The sequence below is a fragment of the Phytopseudomonas flavescens genome (assembly GCF_900100535.1).
In the GTDB taxonomy this organism is placed as follows: Bacteria; Pseudomonadota; Gammaproteobacteria; order Pseudomonadales; family Pseudomonadaceae; genus Aquipseudomonas; species Aquipseudomonas flavescens.
Window position 1 is genome coordinate 424,978 of sequence record NZ_FNDG01000002.1, and the last position, 18,106, is coordinate 443,083.

General features: G+C 59.9%; 24 protein-coding genes and 1 pseudogene. 11 read left to right on the forward strand and 14 right to left on the reverse strand.

The window, feature by feature from the left end:
- The first annotated feature begins 30 nt into the window (after positions 1–30).
- The gene (locus BLR94_RS04050) at positions 31–930 is read left to right on the forward strand and encodes a LysR family transcriptional regulator (RefSeq protein WP_084303136.1); all 900 of its coding nucleotides are present in this window, start codon (positions 31–33) and stop codon (positions 928–930) included.
- A gap of 31 nt (positions 931–961) precedes the next feature.
- Here BLR94_RS04050 and BLR94_RS27490 read toward each other — a convergent pair whose 3' ends face one another.
- Complete coding sequence (locus BLR94_RS27490; protein ID WP_167359701.1) at positions 962–1,180, reverse strand: hypothetical protein; 219 nt, start codon at positions 1,178–1,180, stop codon at positions 962–964.
- On the opposite strand from BLR94_RS27490, the pseudogene BLR94_RS04055 reads away from it, so the two are divergent.
- From BLR94_RS04055 to BLR94_RS04085, 7 genes and pseudogenes are all read left to right on the forward strand, one after another.
- Positions 1,140–1,343, forward strand: a pseudogene (locus BLR94_RS04055) (5'-nucleotidase); the annotation flags it as partial. The gene BLR94_RS27490 and the pseudogene BLR94_RS04055 overlap by 41 nt on opposite strands.
- A gap of 424 nt (positions 1,344–1,767) precedes the next feature.
- Positions 1,768–3,078 carry an MmgE/PrpD family protein gene (locus BLR94_RS04060; protein WP_084303135.1) on the forward strand — a complete coding sequence of 437 codons (1,311 nt, stop codon included), beginning with the start codon at positions 1,768–1,770 and terminating at the stop codon, positions 3,076–3,078.
- A gap of 9 nt (positions 3,079–3,087) precedes the next feature.
- Positions 3,088–4,437 (forward strand): LLM class flavin-dependent oxidoreductase, encoded by a 1,350-nt coding sequence (locus tag BLR94_RS04065; RefSeq protein ID WP_084303134.1) that lies wholly within the window; start codon positions 3,088–3,090, stop codon positions 4,435–4,437.
- A 3-nt stretch (positions 4,438–4,440) separates the two neighbouring features.
- A complete protein-coding gene (locus BLR94_RS04070; RefSeq protein ID WP_084303133.1) occupies positions 4,441–5,337 on the forward strand; it encodes an ABC transporter substrate-binding protein in 897 nt (298 codons plus the stop codon).
- Entirely contained in the window at positions 5,334–6,236 is a 903-nt protein-coding gene (locus BLR94_RS04075; protein ID WP_084303132.1) for an amino acid ABC transporter permease, read from the forward strand. The genes BLR94_RS04070 and BLR94_RS04075 overlap by 4 nt, the downstream gene beginning before the upstream one ends.
- Positions 6,233–6,994 carry an amino acid ABC transporter ATP-binding protein gene (locus tag BLR94_RS04080; protein ID WP_084303131.1) on the forward strand — a complete coding sequence of 254 codons (762 nt, stop codon included), beginning with the start codon at positions 6,233–6,235 and terminating at the stop codon, positions 6,992–6,994. The genes BLR94_RS04075 and BLR94_RS04080 overlap by 4 nt, the downstream gene beginning before the upstream one ends.
- A 186-nt stretch (positions 6,995–7,180) precedes the next feature.
- A complete protein-coding gene (locus BLR94_RS04085; protein WP_090423651.1) occupies positions 7,181–7,918 on the forward strand; it encodes a DUF3108 domain-containing protein in 738 nt (245 codons plus the stop codon).
- Positions 7,919–8,002: 84 nt separating this feature from the next.
- Here BLR94_RS04085 and BLR94_RS04090 read toward each other — a convergent pair whose 3' ends face one another.
- Positions 8,003–8,890 carry a LysR substrate-binding domain-containing protein gene (locus BLR94_RS04090; RefSeq protein WP_084303130.1) on the reverse strand — a complete coding sequence of 296 codons (888 nt, stop codon included), beginning with the start codon at positions 8,888–8,890 and terminating at the stop codon, positions 8,003–8,005.
- 150 nt (positions 8,891–9,040) lie between these two features.
- Here BLR94_RS04090 and BLR94_RS04095 point away from each other — a divergent pair, with 150 nt between their 5' ends.
- From BLR94_RS04095 to BLR94_RS04105, 3 genes are all read left to right on the forward strand, one after another.
- Complete coding sequence (locus tag BLR94_RS04095) at positions 9,041–9,436, forward strand: RidA family protein (RefSeq protein WP_084303129.1); 396 nt, start codon at positions 9,041–9,043, stop codon at positions 9,434–9,436.
- Position 9,437: 1 nt separating this feature from the next.
- Positions 9,438–10,646, forward strand: coding sequence for an NADH:flavin oxidoreductase (locus BLR94_RS04100; protein ID WP_084303128.1), 1,209 nt, complete (start codon positions 9,438–9,440; stop codon positions 10,644–10,646).
- 104 nt (positions 10,647–10,750) lie between these two features.
- Positions 10,751–11,407, forward strand: a complete 657-nt coding sequence (locus BLR94_RS04105) for a LuxR C-terminal-related transcriptional regulator (RefSeq protein WP_084303127.1) — start codon at positions 10,751–10,753, stop codon at positions 11,405–11,407.
- Here the strand turns inward: BLR94_RS04105 and BLR94_RS27885 are convergent.
- From BLR94_RS27885 to BLR94_RS04150, 12 genes are all read right to left on the reverse strand, one after another.
- The gene (locus BLR94_RS27885) at positions 11,404–12,114 is read right to left on the reverse strand and encodes an ATP-binding protein (RefSeq protein WP_341845521.1); all 711 of its coding nucleotides are present in this window, start codon (positions 12,112–12,114) and stop codon (positions 11,404–11,406) included. The two genes, BLR94_RS04105 and BLR94_RS27885, sit on opposite strands and share 4 nt — an antisense overlap.
- A complete protein-coding gene (locus BLR94_RS27890; RefSeq protein ID WP_244158066.1) occupies positions 12,084–13,025 on the reverse strand; it encodes a sensor histidine kinase in 942 nt (313 codons plus the stop codon). Before BLR94_RS27890 ends, BLR94_RS27885 begins: the two co-directional genes overlap by 31 nt.
- A 193-nt stretch (positions 13,026–13,218) precedes the next feature.
- Positions 13,219–13,347 (reverse strand): hypothetical protein, encoded by a 129-nt coding sequence (locus BLR94_RS28145; protein ID WP_279615837.1) that lies wholly within the window; start codon positions 13,345–13,347, stop codon positions 13,219–13,221.
- Between the two features lie 9 nt (positions 13,348–13,356).
- Positions 13,357–14,541 carry a zonular occludens toxin domain-containing protein gene (locus tag BLR94_RS04115; RefSeq protein ID WP_084303126.1) on the reverse strand — a complete coding sequence of 395 codons (1,185 nt, stop codon included), beginning with the start codon at positions 14,539–14,541 and terminating at the stop codon, positions 13,357–13,359.
- Positions 14,541–14,852 (reverse strand): DUF2523 domain-containing protein, encoded by a 312-nt coding sequence (locus tag BLR94_RS04120; protein ID WP_084303125.1) that lies wholly within the window; start codon positions 14,850–14,852, stop codon positions 14,541–14,543. Before BLR94_RS04120 ends, BLR94_RS04115 begins: the two co-directional genes overlap by 1 nt.
- 3 nt (positions 14,853–14,855) lie before the next feature.
- Positions 14,856–16,127: a virulence factor TspB C-terminal domain-related protein gene (locus BLR94_RS27075; RefSeq protein WP_139207409.1), complete on the reverse strand. Its 1,272-nt coding sequence runs from the start codon at positions 16,125–16,127 to the stop codon at positions 14,856–14,858.
- Between the two features lie 138 nt (positions 16,128–16,265).
- On the reverse strand, positions 16,266–16,472 hold the full coding sequence (locus tag BLR94_RS04130; RefSeq protein WP_084303123.1) for a major capsid protein: 207 nt from the start codon (positions 16,470–16,472) through the stop codon (positions 16,266–16,268).
- A 210-nt stretch (positions 16,473–16,682) separates the two neighbouring features.
- Positions 16,683–17,042: a hypothetical protein gene (locus tag BLR94_RS04140; protein ID WP_175154205.1), complete on the reverse strand. Its 360-nt coding sequence runs from the start codon at positions 17,040–17,042 to the stop codon at positions 16,683–16,685.
- Positions 17,039–17,332: a hypothetical protein gene (locus BLR94_RS04145; RefSeq protein ID WP_084303121.1), complete on the reverse strand. Its 294-nt coding sequence runs from the start codon at positions 17,330–17,332 to the stop codon at positions 17,039–17,041. The genes BLR94_RS04140 and BLR94_RS04145 overlap by 4 nt, the downstream gene beginning before the upstream one ends.
- Before the next feature lie 79 nt (positions 17,333–17,411).
- Positions 17,412–17,567 (reverse strand): hypothetical protein, encoded by a 156-nt coding sequence (locus BLR94_RS27495; RefSeq protein ID WP_167359709.1) that lies wholly within the window; start codon positions 17,565–17,567, stop codon positions 17,412–17,414.
- The gene (locus BLR94_RS27080) at positions 17,564–17,866 is read right to left on the reverse strand and encodes a hypothetical protein (protein ID WP_139207410.1); all 303 of its coding nucleotides are present in this window, start codon (positions 17,864–17,866) and stop codon (positions 17,564–17,566) included. Before BLR94_RS27080 ends, BLR94_RS27495 begins: the two co-directional genes overlap by 4 nt.
- Positions 17,863–18,106: phage/plasmid replication domain-containing protein (locus BLR94_RS04150; protein WP_244158067.1), on the reverse strand; the 244-nt coding region annotated here is incomplete at its 5' end. The genes BLR94_RS04150 and BLR94_RS27080, both read right to left, overlap by 4 nt.

Below are 18,106 nucleotides of genomic sequence, written 5' to 3' on the forward strand. Positions count from 1 at the left end.
ATTTTGGAAAAAGCATTATCGAGAAAATCGATGCAACCCACGATCCGACAACTTCACCATTTCGTGGCCCTGGCCGAGACCGGCCAGGTGTCCCGTGCTGCGCTGCGCTGCCATGTCTCGCAATCGGCGATGACCGCCTCGCTGCAGGGGCTGGAGAAGGTGCTCGGTGTCGACCTGTTCATGCGCCAGGCCAGCGGCATCCGCCTGACCACCGAAGGCCTGCGCTTCTTGCGCAATGCACAACGGGTGATCAGCAGCCTGGACGAGGCGGTGAGCGATATTCGGACCGTGCCGGTGGCCACCCGAGGCACGGTAAGAATCGGCCTGACCGAGACCATCAGCGCCTACCTCATGCCTCGCGTACTGCCCGCATTGCACCGCAAGTTTCCGCAGCTGGAGGTGGTCTGCATCGAGCAGGAGCGGCAGCAGACCGAAGAAGCGCTGCTGGCTGGCAAGCTGGATCTGGCCCTGATGCTGACCAGCAACCTGTCCGGGCATCCGGGCCTGCACTGCGAAACCCTGCTGCGCTCGAATCGACAGTTCTGGGCCAGCCAGGAGCACCCGCTGTTGCTGCAGGAACGGGTGTCCCTGGCCGACATCGCGACACAGCACTACCTGTTGCTGGACATGGATGAGCACCTGACGACGGTGCAGCGCTACTGGGGGCACCACGGGCTGAGGCCCAGGGTGAGCCTGCAAAGCCAATCGATCGAAGCGGTTCGCAGCCTGGTGGCGGCAGGCGAAGGGGTGACCATCCTTTCGGATCTGGTCTATCGGCCCTGGTCACTGGAGGGGCAACGCATCGTGCGCCGCCCGATCAGCGATGAGGTGCCTTCCATGGACGTCGGGCTGGTATGGAGCCACACCCATGACGCGCCGGCGCTCTGGCAGGCGCTGATTCAATTCCTGCGCGATGTGATCAGCAGTTAGGCTGCTGGCGCTTCGTTTCGAGTAAAGCGGCCTAGAGCTTTGCCTCGTGCTCGGTAAGCTCGACCACCTTGGCAGCCGCATCCAGCTCACTGGTGAACATGAACGCCTCGCCATCATCGGCAACGACCTGGAATAGGGTGCCTCGATCGGGGTGGCGGTATTCAGCCGGGATATCGTCACCCTGTAGCTGTTTGAGGATTGCGGACATAATCGAGAAAGGAAGAGTGCTCGCGGTGTTGAAGCCGCACATATTCTTCGACGATCAGCCAGGGCATCTCAAGTCAGCGAGTGCGGTCGCTCCCTCGGTGCATGTGCCCTTCGGTATTACCAATCAGCCCGTCATCGAGCCGCCACCCCCGAGCATGCCCAGACCCTTCAGGCCCTCGAATACCCGGTGGTCGATGAGCTCGTGACCGCGTTTTCGTACGAGAGGAGCATCCGCTGGTAGCCGTAGACCAGTGGCTTGTGGTGTGTCCGCCATGCTGGCTGCGTTCGGCCATATAGCGGCAGGGTAGTCCTTGAGCACAGCAAATGCGACTGGTACGGCCCTGTAGGCTGTGGTCGAGCGCAGCGAGATCCAGAGGCGATCCTGTCATGAGATAGCGGTGGGATCGAAGGCACTCAGCATGCCATGCCGGGTATCGCGTCGCCCCACGCCGGGTCGAGGTCGTGGCCGCATTCAGGGTGAGCAGACGCCGCCTTGCGCTCCACTGGTTATGTCTTTTGGCGCTAAGCAAATAGCTTTTGGATATTTGCGGGGCTTTTCCCGGGCAAGGAAAATGCCCGGTCGTAAGAATTTCTTGATATAGGTCAAAGCCTTACTTTTAAAGGTGCCTTTTGAACCCTTCCCTTAGTGACCAGTTGGCCAAGGCGCTTTTCGATATCCACCCAGGTGAACCTGAACGCCAGCAGGCCCGCGAAGGGCTGATGGATTATTTCGCGTGCCTGTTGCCCGTGCAGCTGGGTCTGCTTGCCGATTCCGGGCTGGTGCCTGTTCGCGACGTATTCCCCGCTGAGGGCAGTACGCAGAACCAGGCGCTGCAGCTGGGTTACATGAGCCATGCGCTGGACTTCGACGACTACCACGCGACGTTTCGTGGGCACCCCACCACGGTGGTGCTCTCCACGCTGCTGGCCTTGAGCGGACGGTATCCGGGCCAGGCGGCTGACGATTTTCTCGATGCCTATGTGGTCGGTGTGGAACTGGCCGGCCGCTTGGGCAAGGCCATTGGTACCCGTCATTACGCGGCTGGCTTGCACAGTACCGCGACCCTGGGGGGGATTGCCGCCGCCGGTGCCGCCAGCCGCCTGCTGCGCCTGACCCTAGAGCAGACCGAAGTCGCCATCGGCCTTGCCGCTACTCAGGCTTCGGGCCTGCGCGCCCAGTTCGGCTCTGCCGCCAAGGCACTGCATGCCGGCTATGCGGCGCGCAGTGCGGTCAACAGCATCGAGCTGGCCCGTAGCGGGTTCGCGGCGCAGCGCCAAGGGGTGCTGGAGGCGTTTCTCGCCACACTCGGTTTCGGTGTGGCCCAGCCGGATGACCTGCTGGCGGGCTGGGGCGAGCCGTGGCGGATCATCGCGCCGGGCCTGGAGTTCAAGCGTTACCCCACCTGCGGCGGCACCCACAGCGCTGCCGAGGCGGCGTTCGTGTTGCGCGAGCGGATCGACGCTGAACTGGACGCCGTGCAGCGCATCGAAGTGAGCTTCCCGCCGGGTGCCGATACCGCGCCGAACATCATCGCACCGGTCAATGGCGTGCAGGCGCGCTTCAGCCTGGAGTACGTGATCGCCGATGCGCTGATCAACGGTGCGGTGTCCCTCGAACGCTACGGAGAGGCAGCGGTCGAGCCGACCATTACCGAACTGGCTGCGCGGGTGCGCCGCGTGCCGGACCTGGATGCGCCGGCGGACGAGCTCGACCCGGACCTGCGCTTTCACCGGGTCACCCTGTTCATGGCCGACGGGTCTTCCCACAGCCATTGCGTGACCCGCAAGGAGACCGCCGCACTGCCCACCGATGTGCAGGCCAAGCTGCACAAGAATCTTCGATCGCTGCCTGATGAGCGGGTATTCGCGATCAGTCAGGATCTACGCCTTGCAGACGATGCCGCGTTGCATCGCCTGATCTCACTCGTTGGCTTTCAATAAGGATTGGTTATGTCCGTGCAACAAACGTCGCCCCGTCAGTTACGCCTTGGTCTGTTCGTGCAGGCGCTGGGGCACCACGTGGGTGGCTGGCGTGCCGAGGGCGCGAAAGGTTCGCCCACCGATGTCGAGTGGTTCACCTGGATCGCCAAGACCGCGGAAGCGGGCAAGTTCGACATGTTCTTCGTCGGCGATGCGCTGGCCACCAGCGTGCATCGTCTGCCGTCCACCCTGTCGCGCCTCGAACCGCTGACCCTGCTGTCCGCGCTGGCCGTGCAAACCAAGCACATCGGCCTGGCCGCCACGGCCTCCACGACCTTCGATGAGCCGTTCCACCTGGCCCGCGCGCTCTGCTCGGTGGACCACATCAGCCACGGGCGTGGCGCCTGGAACGTGGTCACGTCGTTCTCCCTCGACGCGGCACGCAATTTCAGCCGCGAAGACCTGCCGTCCCACGCCGACCGCTATGAAATGGCTCGCGAGTTCCTCGATGTGGCCTTCAAACTGTGGGACGGCTGGGAGGAGGGCGCCATCGTCCGTGACAAGGACACTGGCCGTTACTCCGACGACAGCAAGATTCACGCGGCCAACCACAAGGGCAAGCACTTCCAGGTGCAGGGCCCGCTGAACATCGCGCGTTCTCCCCAGGGCCGCCCGGTGATCATCGAGGCGGGTTCTTCGCCTGCCGGGCAGCAACTGGCGGCGCAAACCGCCGAGGTGGTGTTCACCGCGGCGTCTTCGCTGGAAGAAGGCCAGGCGTTCTACAAGAGCCAGAAGCAGTTCGTGCGTGACGCCGGTCGCCACGCCGACCACCTGCTGATTCTGCCGGGGGTGATGCCGATTGTCGGGCGCACCCGCGAGCAGGCGCAGGAAGTCTGGAACCAGCTCAATGAACTGGTGGATATCGACAACGGTATCGAGCAGCTGTCCGCTCGCTTCGGGGTGGACATGACCGCCTATCCGCTCGATGGCCCGGTGCCGGAAATCCCCGCGACCGAAGGCAGCCAGAGCCGCGTCAAGCTGCTCACCGAGCTGGCCGCCCGGGAAAACCTGACCCTGCGCCAACTGGCTGCGGTGGCCGCAGGCTCGCGCGGCCACCGTGTGGTGGTCGGGACCGCAGAAGATATCGCCGATGACTTCCAGCTGTGGCTGGAGCAGGGCGGTGCCGATGGTTTCAACATCATGCCCGCCGTGCTGCCTGACCAGCTGGAACTGTTCGTCGAGCTGGTGATTCCCGAGTTGCAGCGCCGCGGCCTGTTCCGCAGCGAATACCACTACAGCACGCTGCGGGAAAACCTCGGCCTGCCCCCCGTTGAAGAAAACTTTGCCGCCGTTGCCCCGCTGGCAACCGAGAAGGAATAAGTCATGAAACGTTCTGCACTGACCGCTGCTGCATTCGCACTGCTGCCACTGTCCGGCGCCTTTGCCGCCGACAAGGGTGTGCCCTTCAACGCTACCGCCAAGCCGGAGGCCGATGCCGCGCTGCACGACAGCCTGCCGGAGGCGATCAAGAAGCGTGGCAGCATCATCGCCGGCACCAACCCGAACACACCGCCGACCACCTTCTACCAGGCTGACAACAAGACCCTGGCCGGGCGTGAAATCGACATCATCAGCGCCGTTGCCGATCGCCTTGGCGTGAAGCTGGAGCTGCGCGATACCGGTGGTTTCGACAACATCATTCCGGGCCTGAAGTCCGGGCGTTACGATGCCGCGATCTCCAATATCGACGCCAATGCCAAGCGTCTCGAACAGGTGGATTTCGTCGGTTACTACAACGCCTCCAAACTGGCGTTGATCGGTCGTAGCGATGCCAATCTGGGACCGTTCAACACCTTCCCGGAACTGTGCGGGCAGACCGTCGGCGCCGGTGCCGGCACCTCTCAGGTGACCCGCCTGCAACAGGCCAGCGACGCCTGCGTGGCCGATGGCAAGCCCGCCATCAAGGTGCCGATCTTCCCGGATCGTCCGGCTGGCGTGCAGGCGGTGATCAGCGGCCGCGTGCCGATGTTCTTCGGCCCCTACGAGGGCCTGCGCTACCAGGCCAGCCAGGTGAAGGCGCTGAAGCTGGCGGGGGAGATCACCATCGAGGACACCATCGTTTCCATCGCCCTGGCCAAGAACTCGCCATTGGGTAAACCGATCCAGGCCGCGCTCAATTCGCTGATCAAGGACGGCACCTACCAGCAGATTCTCGACAAGTGGGAAATCGGCTTCGGCGCGGTCGAGTCCGCTGGCCTCAACGAAGAAAACATCAAATGAGCCCACGGCCTGACGACGACATCGCCGGGCTGCGCATCGTCCGAAACCGTCATTGGGGGCGCTGGTTCAGCGCCCTGATCGTCTTGCTGCTGCTGTCGCTGGTGGCCACTTCGATGGTCAACAACCCACGTTTCGAATGGGACGTGGTGGCACAGAACCTGACGGAGGAGTCGATCCTCAAGGGCGTGCTGATGACCATCGAGCTGACGGTCATATCGGTGGTCTTCGGCTTCGCCGGCGGCACATTGCTGGCCCTGATGCGCCTGTCTGCCAATCCGGTGCTGGTCGCTGTCAGCTGGGGCTACACCTGGTTCTTTCGGGCGGTGCCGATGCTGGTGCAGCTGTTTCTCTGGTACAACATCGCCGCGCTCTACCCGCAGTTGTCGCTGAGCCTGCCTTTCATTGGCGAAGTATGGAGCGCTGCCACCAACGAGATCATCAGCCCGTTCAGCGCGGCGGTGCTGGCACTGGTCATTCACCAGTCCGCCTATGCGGCAGAGATCATCCGGGCCGGTATCCAGAGTGTCGGCCAGGGCCAGCTCGAGGCTGCGAAGGCGCTCGGCTATCGGCCTGGGCAGATCTTCCGCCAGACGGTGCTGCCCCAGGCCATGCGCACCATTCTGCCGCCGGCGGGCAACGAGGTGATCGGCCAGCTTAAAACCACTGCGGTGGTGTCGGTGATCGCGCTGCAGGACGTGCTCTATTCGGCGCAGATCATCTATCAGCGCACCTATGAAGTGATTCCGCTGCTGCTGGTGGCCACCGCCTGGTACCTGGTGATGACCTCGCTGCTGTCGGTGCTGCAGCATTACGTGGAAGTGTGGTTCAGCCGTGGCAATGGCCCTGCACGCAGCAGCTGGTTGCGCCGCAACAAGGGCACGCAGGAGTCCGAAGCATGAGTGAATCCATCCGCCTGCGTGGCGTGCACAAGCAGTTCTCCGGCAACACCGTGCTGCACGGTATCGACCTGGACATCGCCGCCGGCTCGGTGACGGTGATCCTCGGGCCGTCCGGTTCCGGCAAGTCGACCCTGCTGCGCTGCATCAACCATCTGGAAAAGCTCGACGGCGGCACCATCCACGTCGGCGAGACCCTGATCGGCTACCAGCGCAAGGGCCAGGCCCTGTACGAGCTGCCGGAAAAGCTCGTGGCCCGGCAGCGCCAGCGTATCGGCATGGTGTTCCAGCAGTTCAACCTGTTCCCGCACCGCACCGTGCTGCAGAATATCGTCGACGCACCGCTGCGCATCCTTCGCCAGAAGCGTGCCGAGGTGGAAGCGCGGGCCATGCAACTGCTCGAGCAGGTGGGCCTGGCGCACCGCGCCCACGCCTGGCCGCGCGAGCTGTCTGGCGGCCAGCAACAGCGTGTGGCCATCGCCCGGGCACTGGCCATGCAGCCCGACGTGATGCTGTTCGACGAACCGACATCCGCCCTCGACCCCGAACTGGTCGGTGAAGTGCTGCAGGCGATGAAGCGACTGGCGCACTCGGGCATCACCATGGTGGTGGTGACCCATGAAATCGGTTTTGCCCGGGAGGTGGCGGACAATATCGTATTCATGGACAACGGCAAGGTGGTGGAGGGCGGTGACGCCCGTACGCTGCTCGACAACCCTCAACACCCGCGCCTGCGCGAGTTTCTTGCCAGCGTGTTGTGAGCGCGACACGCAGCGTCCATGAGGCCACCGGCATATCGGCAAGGAGAGAGCCGTCTTGCAGCACATCTGTGCTATTGAGCCCCCTTCGAGCCACTGATAATTTCCATGGTTTGCCTCTACGCTGGCGCAGCCGAGCGACTTGCGCCAGGCGAAGGGCGTTCATTACTGGCAGACAAGAGGCGCTTCATGGGTGAAATCGGTGTGCAACATCGTTGCCTCAAGCGAACGACGCGCGTTACCGCTGTGATGGTCTTGGCGTGGAGCGGGGCATTCGCGGGTTCATCGGCTGCAAGTGACACGTCATCGGGTGACTGCATTGCCGAGGCAGACTTCCGCCAGGGCAGTGTGGTCGAAACGCAGGCGCGGATCAGCAACTCGCCCGATGTGTTAGGTCACAACAAAACCGAAACCCGGGGCCGTCAGTCATTTGCGGATGCCAATCCGTTGGTTCAGGCGCAAACGACGCTGATCAACAATGCCCCCGTCTTCACGGGTTACGCCTTTGTTGACCTGGTGGATGGCAAGATCATCCGATATGGCAATCAACACGGCAGCGGTGCTTCACTGGTCACTACCTACAACATCCCGCCACCGGCTGTACCGATCGATTTCCAGCCGGGGCAAAGCGTTACGGTCAGCTATCTCAGTAAAACCGTCACCGCCGGTCCGGGTGCCGAGTCCGAGATCACGGAGAAGCACACCTACATCGGTCGAGAGACGATCAAGACCCCGCTGGGTACCTTCGATACGTGCAAGTTCACCAATGAGATTTCCTCCGGGCCCGCATCCAATCTGGCCGTCATCGAGAGCTGGTTTGCGTCCGAGGGGCCTTATAGCGGTCGCCTCCTGAAAACCTTCGTTCCTGCCCATGGCGGCTTACCGGACGTGACCACTGAAATGGTGAAAATCACCACCTCGCACTAATCTGCCGTAGAGCAGGGCGCCTGGCCCAACGGGCTCGCATCGGCTTTCAGCCGGTTGCGGCCGACCAGGGTTGCAGGCGCCGGGTCAGCGGCAGGCTTCGAACTCTTGCCGAAGCCAGGTCAGCACATTCTGTACCGAGGGCTCGGGTTGTCTGTCTGCACGAGTCAGCAGGTGGTAGGTATAACCGGAAATCGCTGGTCCGAACGGCTGCACCAGATACCCGGCAGCAAGCTCTTCGGCAACCAGTGCAAGGCTGAGCAGGGCAATGCCCTGGCCCGCGACAACCGCCTGGATCGCATGCCCCTCGTCCGAATAGTGTAAGTGCCCCTGGAGAGGCATTCCCTGCAGGCCCGCGTGAGCCAGCCACCTCTGCCAAGTAGGGTTGTCAGGGCTGTCCCGTGTCCAGGCGAAATGAATCAGCGGCACTGATCGCAGCGATGACACCTCGCTCACCCGTAGCAGCGGATTGACCACCGGCGCATAGTCGTCGGTAAACAGCGGTTCCGCGTTGAAGCCGGGATACGGCCCTCGTCCGTAGCGCAAGGCGATGTCGAAGGCCTGCCCCGACAAAAGGGCTGCCTGGTCGCTGGCGTGGATCTGCAGATCAATATCCGGATGCAGCGTATGAAGCCGGGAAAGGCGAGGCACCAGCCACTTCGCGGTGAACGCGTTGGTGGCGGTGATGATGACACGCTTGCGCCGGGTGGGCTGTGTCAGTTGCTGCAACACCGCCTCGAAAGCGTCGAAACCCTGCCTCAACACCGGGAACAGTGTTGCGCCCGCTTCAGTCAAGGTGACCTGACGCACTGAGCGTACGAACAGCTCCAGGCCGGTGTGCTCCTCGAGGGTACGAATCCGATGGCTAATCGCGGTAGGTGTGACAGCCAATTCGTGGGCGGCTTGTTTGAAGCTGCCATGCCGTGCCGCCGCTTCGAAAGCACGCAGGGCTGAAAGAGGAAGAAGTCGGCGCATGGATCGGAGGCTGTGCATGAATGATCTGAAATCATCTTACACCTGATATTTGATCGTTTGTCTGCCTGTTTCTAGCACTTCAGTATGGATTCGAAGCCGGTCCGATGACATCAGGTCATCCATGAAGGCGTACGGCTACTGGAGGCAATCATGATTGAACGTATCGTCACTCACCCTGACCCCTACGAACCGTACTTGCTGTCACAAGGCATCAAGTTCGAAAACCTCGTGTTCATTTCCGGCCAGGCTGGCAGTGGAGCTGATGGGCAAATCGTTGCAGGTGGCTTCCTCGCCCAAGGCGAACAAGCGTTCGCTAACTTGCGCCGGGCGCTGGAGGCAGGGGGTTCCAGCCTCCAGGACGTGATCAAGGTGACCCTGTTGGTGACTGACATGGGCCACTTCGACGAGGTTGTCGAGCTGCGCCGCCGGTTTTTCTCGGCACCTTATCCGGCCGATACCATCGCCGAGATCAGCGCACTTTACGACCCGAGGGCCATGATCGAAATCGAAGCCATTGCCGTCGTGCGACAACCAGGAGGGCAGTGAAATGGCAGGCTCTTCAAGCACCGCAGCGCAACAAGACCGCCAGTTGCTCCTCCAGCCGTCCAGGCTTGGCCGGCTGGCCCTGGCGAACCGGCTGGTGGTCGCCCCGATGACCCGCGTGAGCGCGACCGAGCAGGGGGTGCCTACTGCGCGAATGAGCGATTACTACCGCCGTTTCGCCGAAGGTGGCTTTGGCTTGGTGATCACCGAAGGCCTTTATACGGACCGACGATCGTCCCAGGGGTATCTGTTTCAACCCGGCCTGGCCAATGCGGCTCAGCTCGACGGATGGCGAAAGATCGTCGCGAATGTTCATGATGGGGGCGGGCGGATCATTGCCCAGCTCATGCATGCAGGGGCGTTGTCCCAGGGCAGCGCTCACAGCGATCGAAACCTCGGCCCTTCGGTCGTGCGGCCGAAGGGGCAGCAGATGGCCTTTTATCGTGGCAAGGGTGAGTATCCCGTGCCGGAAGCGATGACGCTGCAGGATATCTCGAATGCAATTGCTGGCTTTGCAGAGGCGGCTGTACGTGCCCGTGAAGCAGGCTTCGACGGTGTCGAGATTCATGGAGCCAACGGCTATCTCCTGGATCAGTTTCTAACCGAAGGCAGCAACCTTCGCAGTGACATCCACGGGGCAAGCCTCGCCGGACGGTTACGCCTGATCAATGAGGTGGTCGCTGCAGTACGTGATGCGACCGGGCCAGGGTTCGCCGTCGGATTGCGCATCTCCCAGGCCAAGGTCAATGATTTCACCCATAAGTGGTCGCGTGGTGAACAGGAGGCTGCCGAGATTTTCACCACCCTGGGCACGTTGCCTCTGGACTATCTGCACACCACGGAATATGACGCCTGGACACCCGCCTTCAGCAAAGGGCCGAGTCTCGCTGCTCTGGCGAAAAAGTACGCTGCTCTGGCAGTGCTGGCCAACGGTTCGCTCCATGATCAGCACCGGGCCGCCGGCATGGTCCGCCGAGACGAAGCCGATGCAGTTGCTCTCGGGCGTGGCGCGATTATGCATGCCGATTGGCCGAGGCGGCTGGCTGACGGTAGGCCTTTGAACGCTTTCGATCCAGGGCTGCTGTCTCCGCTTGCCGATCTCGAAAATGCCGAACGCTTCCAGGCTGAGCAAGGGCTTGGACAAGGCCAATGGGCGGCTCCTGCGCAGTGGCAGGGCCAGCCAGGTTTCAAATGTAGAGACGGCTTTAGCTGACCGGCGCTCACTTTGTTGGACGTCGCAACGGCCCCGCCGGCTGTCACACGCATGAGGATGCGGTATCGTGTCAGCCACAGCCTGACGTGCGGACAACTCTAATAATGCTCGATGATCTGTACATCATCGCCGATGACCACCCGATCTTCCGTGATGGACTGGTGCGGCTGCTTGCTCAGGTACGCCCGCAGGCCTCGCTTCAGGAGGCGGCGACTCTGGATGAAGCATTGACACTGGCACGGTTGCAGCCCCCAGCGGGCATTCTGCTGGATCTGATGTATTCCAGTGGCCCCGAATGGGCTTCCATTGCCGACTGGCGTCAGGAATTTCCTGATTCGCTGCTGATAGTGGTGTCCATGTGCGAAGACCCGCTGGTGATCGAGCGTGTCATGAGCCAAGGTGCCAGCGCTTTCATCGGCAAATCGCTACCCTCTCGCGAGATTGCCGAGGCATTGAAGGCAGCGTTGAAAGGCGAGCGCCTCGTGCGCTGCGCCCCTCAGGGAGGCTTCACCTCGTTTGAGCCGCCTGCCGCCGCTGAATACTTCACGGCGCTCACAGCCCGGCAACTGGAGGTGCTGCAGCTCATCATCGAAGGGCTGAGCAACAAGGAGATAGCGCAGGCTCTGCGTATCTCGCCCTTTACCGTCAGAATCCATGTGTCTGCGTTGCTAAGCGCTTTGAACGTGAGCACGCGTGCGGCGGCAGCGGCTGTCGGCGCTCGTCATGGGCTCGGCGCTCAGAATCGAAGCGCCGGGGGTTAGCCAGGGGAGGGGCCGACTGGACGTCCGGCCAGTTCCGCTATGACCTTCTGCAGGTCGCCTGAGCGGACAGGTTTCGATAGCAGCGGGATGCGTGGATCCGGTAAGGCGGATCTGATCTTGTCCAGATCATGGCCGGTAAGAATCAAGGCCGGTAGTGAGCGACCCTGCCACTTTTCGAGCTGTGCCAGGCATTCGACGCCTGTGGCCTCCCGGCCAAGGTCGAAATCCGTCACCACGACATCGCACGACAGGGCTTCGCTGGGTGGGCCGTCAAGCGCAGTCACCGTGCAGCCCCAGCTTCGTAGCAGCCTGGCCATCGCCTCGAGGACGCTGCTGTCATCGTCGATGAGCAACACATGGACACCCTCCAAACGCTGGGCAGGTGCCACCGTCGGCAAGGTACTCGGCATGGCACTGGCCTTGACCACCGGCAGGCCTGACAGTGTGATTGAGGTGCCATGGCCGACTCGCGAAGCGAAGGTGATCTGCAGGTCGAGCAGGGCGGCGATGCGTTTCACGATGCTCAGGCCCAGTCCAATGCCTTCGACATCGCGGTCTCGCGCTTCGCGTACGCGATAGAACTCTTCAAATAGGTGTGGCAGGTGCTCTGCGGCGATGCCCGGGCCGCGATCATGCAGTTGTACGGTGAGGGTCGAGCCACGCCGACGGCAGGCGATCAGCAGCGGGCTACCTGGGGCATATTTGATGGCATTTTTTGCAGCAGGGTACTTAGCAGCGCGGGGTCGGTGTAGATCGTTGGGGCCGCGCCACGTATCCGGATATCCACCTGCGCCCAGCGTGCCGCCTCGCTGTTCTGATCCTTCAGGTCTGCCAGCAATTGGCGCAGATCAAGCATCTGTTTGCGCGGCAGGACCTGCTGTTGATCGAGCGTGTAGATGTCGAGCAGGGAGCGGAACAGTTGCTCGACACTGAGCAGGGAGCGGTCGACGCTGTCGATCAGTTGGTGTTGCTCGGCATTCAGAGAAGTGCCACGCAGGCATGTCGTGAACAGACCAATGGCGTGAACGGGTTGCCGCAGGTCGTGGCTGGCCTGCGCCAAAAAACGAGACTTGTCTTGATCGGCCCGCTTCGCCGCTTCCATGGCCTCCTGTAAACGACCTAGCAAGAAATAGCTGAAAGTTGGCAGCACCAGCATGCTCAACACCATCATCACCAGCACCGCCGGATACTCCTGCAAAAAGGGCACGTAGACCGCGATGAGCGACAGCGATGCAAGGCCAAAGGAGGTGGCCAGGATCAGGTAGGGCCGGTCAAAACGCACTCCATTGCCCACGGTCATGCTCAGCAGGACGCAGAATGTCGGCAGCAACGTTTCCTGACCGATGATCATCACGGCGCAGGCGCCCATATTGTCCAGCAGCATGGCGGTAACCCTTCGCCATACCAACGGCTGGGGAAAGAACCAGAGATGGGCGAGCAGTAGCAGCGACAGGCACGTGAACAGGCCGCCTGTGATGAGGACAGCCTTTAGCAGATCGCCATCGAGCAGCCCCAGTGGATACATGATCAAGGCATACAGCGAAACCGTAAAAGCGACCACCAGACGCAACTGTGCCTGGCTGAACTCTAAATCCTCCAAGCGGAACAACGACTTCATGTACCTGTATCCAAAAAAGATCGAGCACGCGACCTTAGCGGAATTCGTCATGCAACGGGGCCGTTCGTGTAGTGGCCATCATGAACGCAGGAAAGGCGTAACTAAAATGGGGGCCAACCAATTAGCCTGGGTTGCATTCAAGCCAACAAGCCAAGACAGGTATCGTGGTATGCGCCATTTAACATAATATACATTATGCGAAGCCACGTAGCTGACGATCAATGGCTCTCTCACGTGCTGCAAGCCAGATCGGAAAGCCAGCGATCATGATGTCGATGATCAACTGGCGTCGCTTGAATTCCCATACGTGTGCGTCGTGCATGGTCAGTCCTCACCACAAAAGCCCAGGTTTTCCGCCGCCAACGGAAACGATTTCAGGAGGCACTGAACGCTCGACTGGCTGCACGCCTGTACTGCCTCGTTCCTCGGCTAGCCCAGGCGCGCTGCCTGCTGTCGCTATTGGCTGTTGCTGACGGTCCGGCTTGGCCGGGTCAAACGCCCCGTTTTCGACGTAGGACATGCATGAGGCGAAAGAAACATCATAGCGGGTGCCTTGCTGCGTGTTGCACCGACAGCCTGTAGTACGGCCCTTGTAGACACCTACGATGAAGCGTTCGCGATTCCTGAGCACGAAATCATCATCGATGGACGATAGACACGATAGCTTCGGATAGGTCACCGGCTGCGTGATCTGATCATAAATCGGCGCAGAACTAGGGACGTCGAGTATGCGTGGCTGGCGTTGCTCTAGCCATTCCTCGGTAGTAAGTGGCCTGTTAGCGTTCTGCTGGGACGGTAGCGCGCTGGGGACGGCCTGACCGGCTGCGACATAGGCATCTGCACTGGGCTTTGGCTCAGGCGCGTCCGCAGGAGCTATGCGGTTACTGTAGAACCGGTAGCCGAACACGCCGAATAACAGTATGCACCCGAGCAGAACAAACAGTGCCCTGGGCGGCTTAAACTTGAAATGATGCTGAGAGCCATCGGCAACAGACTTATAACAGCCGAAGTAATCCTTATTGATCAATAGCCGGCTGGATTCACCGTCGGCGAAGGTGTTCTTTTTCTCAACTTCCATATTGGGGCGCTCGAATTCCCAGCGCTTAATAACCTTGCCCTTATGGCCTCGGACATAATGAATATGTGAGTTGCAGAGCTTGCGGAAGTGATGATCGATAAGGCCGGGATTCTGCGTAATACAGTGCAGTTCGTGGCCGGAATGGCGCATAGTTTCCAGGGCGCTGGCGTACTTAGGAACGGCAGCAGCTTGGGGACGAATACGAAAGAAAGTTTGCGCCTCATCAATAACGATAACCGCGTTCTGAGGTAAGTCGTACCACTCCTGAGGCTTTTCAAACTCAACCCAGGTCGCTTTGATTGCAGGATGAGCGGGATTGAACTCGCGGATGTTGTGATAGTAAACAGTCCTACCCTGCTTAGCCGCCAAAGCATCAACTTCAATGATCGTGTTAAGGGTTTTGCCGTTTCCCTGAAGGCCAGTTCTAAGAACGAACATTAGCTACCCTTCCCTACTGCGCCAACCTTGCTAATTGAGCCAGTCGCTTTATTCATACCTGCGACAACGGCACGAGTAACGACAGCGGCAAACATGATGTTTACGCAAACATCGACTTTAGCAAGACCCATGATGGCAACAGCGTCAGAGGGCAAGCCGGAAAAGTTAGTCATGACGTATTGCTTGGCCTGATTAATCAAAAGCTGCATGCCGGAAATGGTTATCGCGCCAATACCAAGTGACAGCAAGACGCGAGCAACCAAGGGGCCGGCAATGGATGATAGAAATGCAAATATGGCTACGAATGGCATAAGTTAATCTCCGAAGGCTCGACCGACATAAACGGCGAAGAAAAGTCCTGCAAGTGCGACAAGTACGTAAGAAAGGGAGCTTGCAAATTGGCAAGTAGGCGCTAAATCAAGTTGATATGTCTTGCCATGAATGCTGACAGACTTTGGTGAGGGGCAAGACGAAGACAGCCAGCGCGCAGAACCGGCAGCCTCATTAAATGAGTTACCGATATCAACAGTGGACTCAGTTAGCTTATAGGCGTCACCAGCTGCTGTTGCGTCAATATCTTTCGATACTTTGGCGTAGTCCCAAGAACAAGCTTGCTCTTTCTGGCGACGCAACATTGCACACTGAATAGTGTCACCAGAACACTGAAGGATCTGATCGCAAGCCTCACCCTCAAGCTTGTCATCATCAGTTGGATCAGTGTCGGGGGCACCACCGCCACCGCCACCGCCAGTGCCTGGATCTGTACCGGAACCAGTACCAGGGTCTGTGCCAGGGTCTGTTCCAGGGTCGCCACCGCCGCCGCCACCGCCGCCAGTGCCAGGATCTGGATTAGTTGGGTCAGGGTCTTGATCGAAGTATGGAACGCAAGTTGTACCAGACCAAGCATAACCAGGGCCGCAGTTATTGCGGGGGTCTGTAGGGTCATTAGGGTCAGCAGGTGGATCAGGATTAGGTGGTGCGTTTGCATCGGATGGTTCATCACTATCAATGCAAGTTTCGCCAGTACCTTTATAGGTGAAAATACAGAACAAGGATTCAGGATCACCGCCCTTTAACGAACCGCACTTAGTTGTTTCGCCGCCAGTGTATTGATAGGCGCACTTGTTATCACACATACGCTTATTAACAGGCGATACAGAAGCACCCGGGGGGAAATTTGCACGAGGGCCGGCATAAGAAAGATTAGAGTTTTCTTGGCCAAGAGTTGACTTGCAGTCCTGGGGAGGAATCTCACACTCACCGTTAGATGCATTGTAAATAGCAGGTGAAATACATTCGTCACCAGTCCTATACAGGGGCACATCCTCAAAAGGCCCCTGAATACGTGGAGGAGCAGAACTGCCATAGTTGGAATTGAAGTAATAAACACAAACGCCAGCAGCGGCAGACCTGACGGAGGCCGTAACTTGAGTAACAGATTTTGCAGATGCCTTATACCAGTCGCATGCTTGCTGAGGTTTAGAAAACTTAGGCCCCATAGCACCATTATAAATAGAGTGCCATTTGTACTCATCGGCAAAAGCAGAAAAAGACAGGAGAATCAGAAGAGAAATAATATAACGCATATCAGACCCGCCCAAATAACAAAAAGGCGAAAGAGACGATGATAACGAGGTACATCAAAGATTGGGCGTCGAGCATGTTTAATACTCCAGAAAAAGAAAGGCCCGCAAACTAAGCGGGCCTGTTTGCAGCGGCGAAAGTTACAGAGCCTTGCGGATGTACTTGAACGCAGCGATAGCGATCAGCACGACGAGGACGAGACCGCCCAGGGCGATAGCGTCAGCCTTGGAAGAACTCATTTCAGCCTCAGCCTCAGCGGGAAGCGCGGCGTAGGCCTGTTGAGCCATGAGCAGGCCAGTAGCAGCGGCAGCGCCCAGGGAACGGGTCAGAACTTTGAAGTTACGCATCGATGTTGCTCCTTTAAAGTACCTTGCGAAGTGCAAGAATTCCGAAAATGATTACGAACAACTCCAGGGCAAACCCTTTAACTTGTGCGTAGTCTTCGGCGGTGGCCCCTTGCGGGATTAAATCATCGCGGGCGACAGTAATAAGAGTGCCGACACAACTTGGTCTATGGTCGACAACTTCCCATTGGCCATCGCACGCAATGAAATTCATTAACCAGCGGCCTTAACTTGTGGCTGCTGGGTGGAAGTTGGTGCAGTCGCCGGGCGCTCGCGTTGAATTTCCTGCAGGCGCAGCGGGATGCCCTGCAGGCTGTAGCGGATGCGCGACTTGCCGTTGTACTCGTCGATTTCATCGCTGAAGGGCGCGAACACCTCGGAGCCGATAAGCACGCGGTAGGCGTTCTGCAGGCCTTCCTGATGCTGCTTACCGGCGACCATGAATTTGACCAAAATGGTCTGATCGAAGCCGTCGCGATCCTGGCTGGTGCACTCGATGCCGACCATCGACCAGGGCTTTTGCTCAGTGCCTTTGGTGATAACGCCTTTGACGTAGCCGCGGAGGATTTTCATAGGGTGTTCTCCTGTTGCGTGAATGTCCGGTCGCCGCAGAACGGAACACCGGTGAAGGATTCTTCGGGGATCAGGCGGCCGAACCGCTCGAATTGATGGGCCATGCGCCAATAGGCGCGGGTCTCTGCGTCGTGATCGATCACAGGCGGCGCGTACGGGCCAACGAACGGGGCGAAGCGCTCGCGAAGGGCGTCCCAATTGGCCGTAGGAACGGTGCTGAAGCGAGAAAGCGCGGCGCGCTGCTGCTCGCGAAGCGTGGGCGCCCTGCCCTGCAGCTGGACACGGTTCATGCGCGCACCCAATCGCCGAGCCAGATAATGGCTGCGACGCCGGCCGTCGTGATGATGGCTATATCCATGGTCGCGGCGATCATGCGGCCACCTCATAAGCGAGCCAGCGGATCGGCGTGTACAGACACTGCGAGTCGTCATCGAGCATCAAGGCGCGGACATTGACGTAACGAGGCGCGACGTAGCAGCCGTTAGCAGCAAGCACCGTGAGGCGGTAGACAGTGCGGAGGGTCATGCCGAATCCCTCAACGTCAAGAGCCGGGCTCGCTCCAATGCCGTCAATGAAGAGTTCGCACTACGTGCCGCTACGCGCTCTTCACCCTCTGCACATTCGTGCGACGGGCTGCGCTTCGCTTGTTTTCCGGAGTCGCTCGCCCGAAGAGCAAGAGCGTCTGCGCCTGAAACAAAACAGCACATCAGGCAGACATGCTCTGCCTCATTGGCCCAGAACACCGAGCCCAGCGCATCGAGCTCGATATCTCGCACGAGCTCAGCGCCGCAGCAGTCGCAGGCATAACCGCGCTCGGTTTTCATGCGGCCACCAATTGCAGGTGACGCGGCACCACGGCCGGTCGGTAGAACGACGGCAGCGGAGCGTCAAAGGTGCGCTCGATTTCCCGAACGTTGCGGATGAAGACCACACCGTGGCGGGTCGCATCGAACGGCAACTTGATATCGATACCGATCTGGCGCAGGCGGGCGCGGTGCTTCTGAACGGCGGATGACTCAAGGTCAAAGCGCTGACCACACTGCCAAAGCGCGACATAGCCAGCG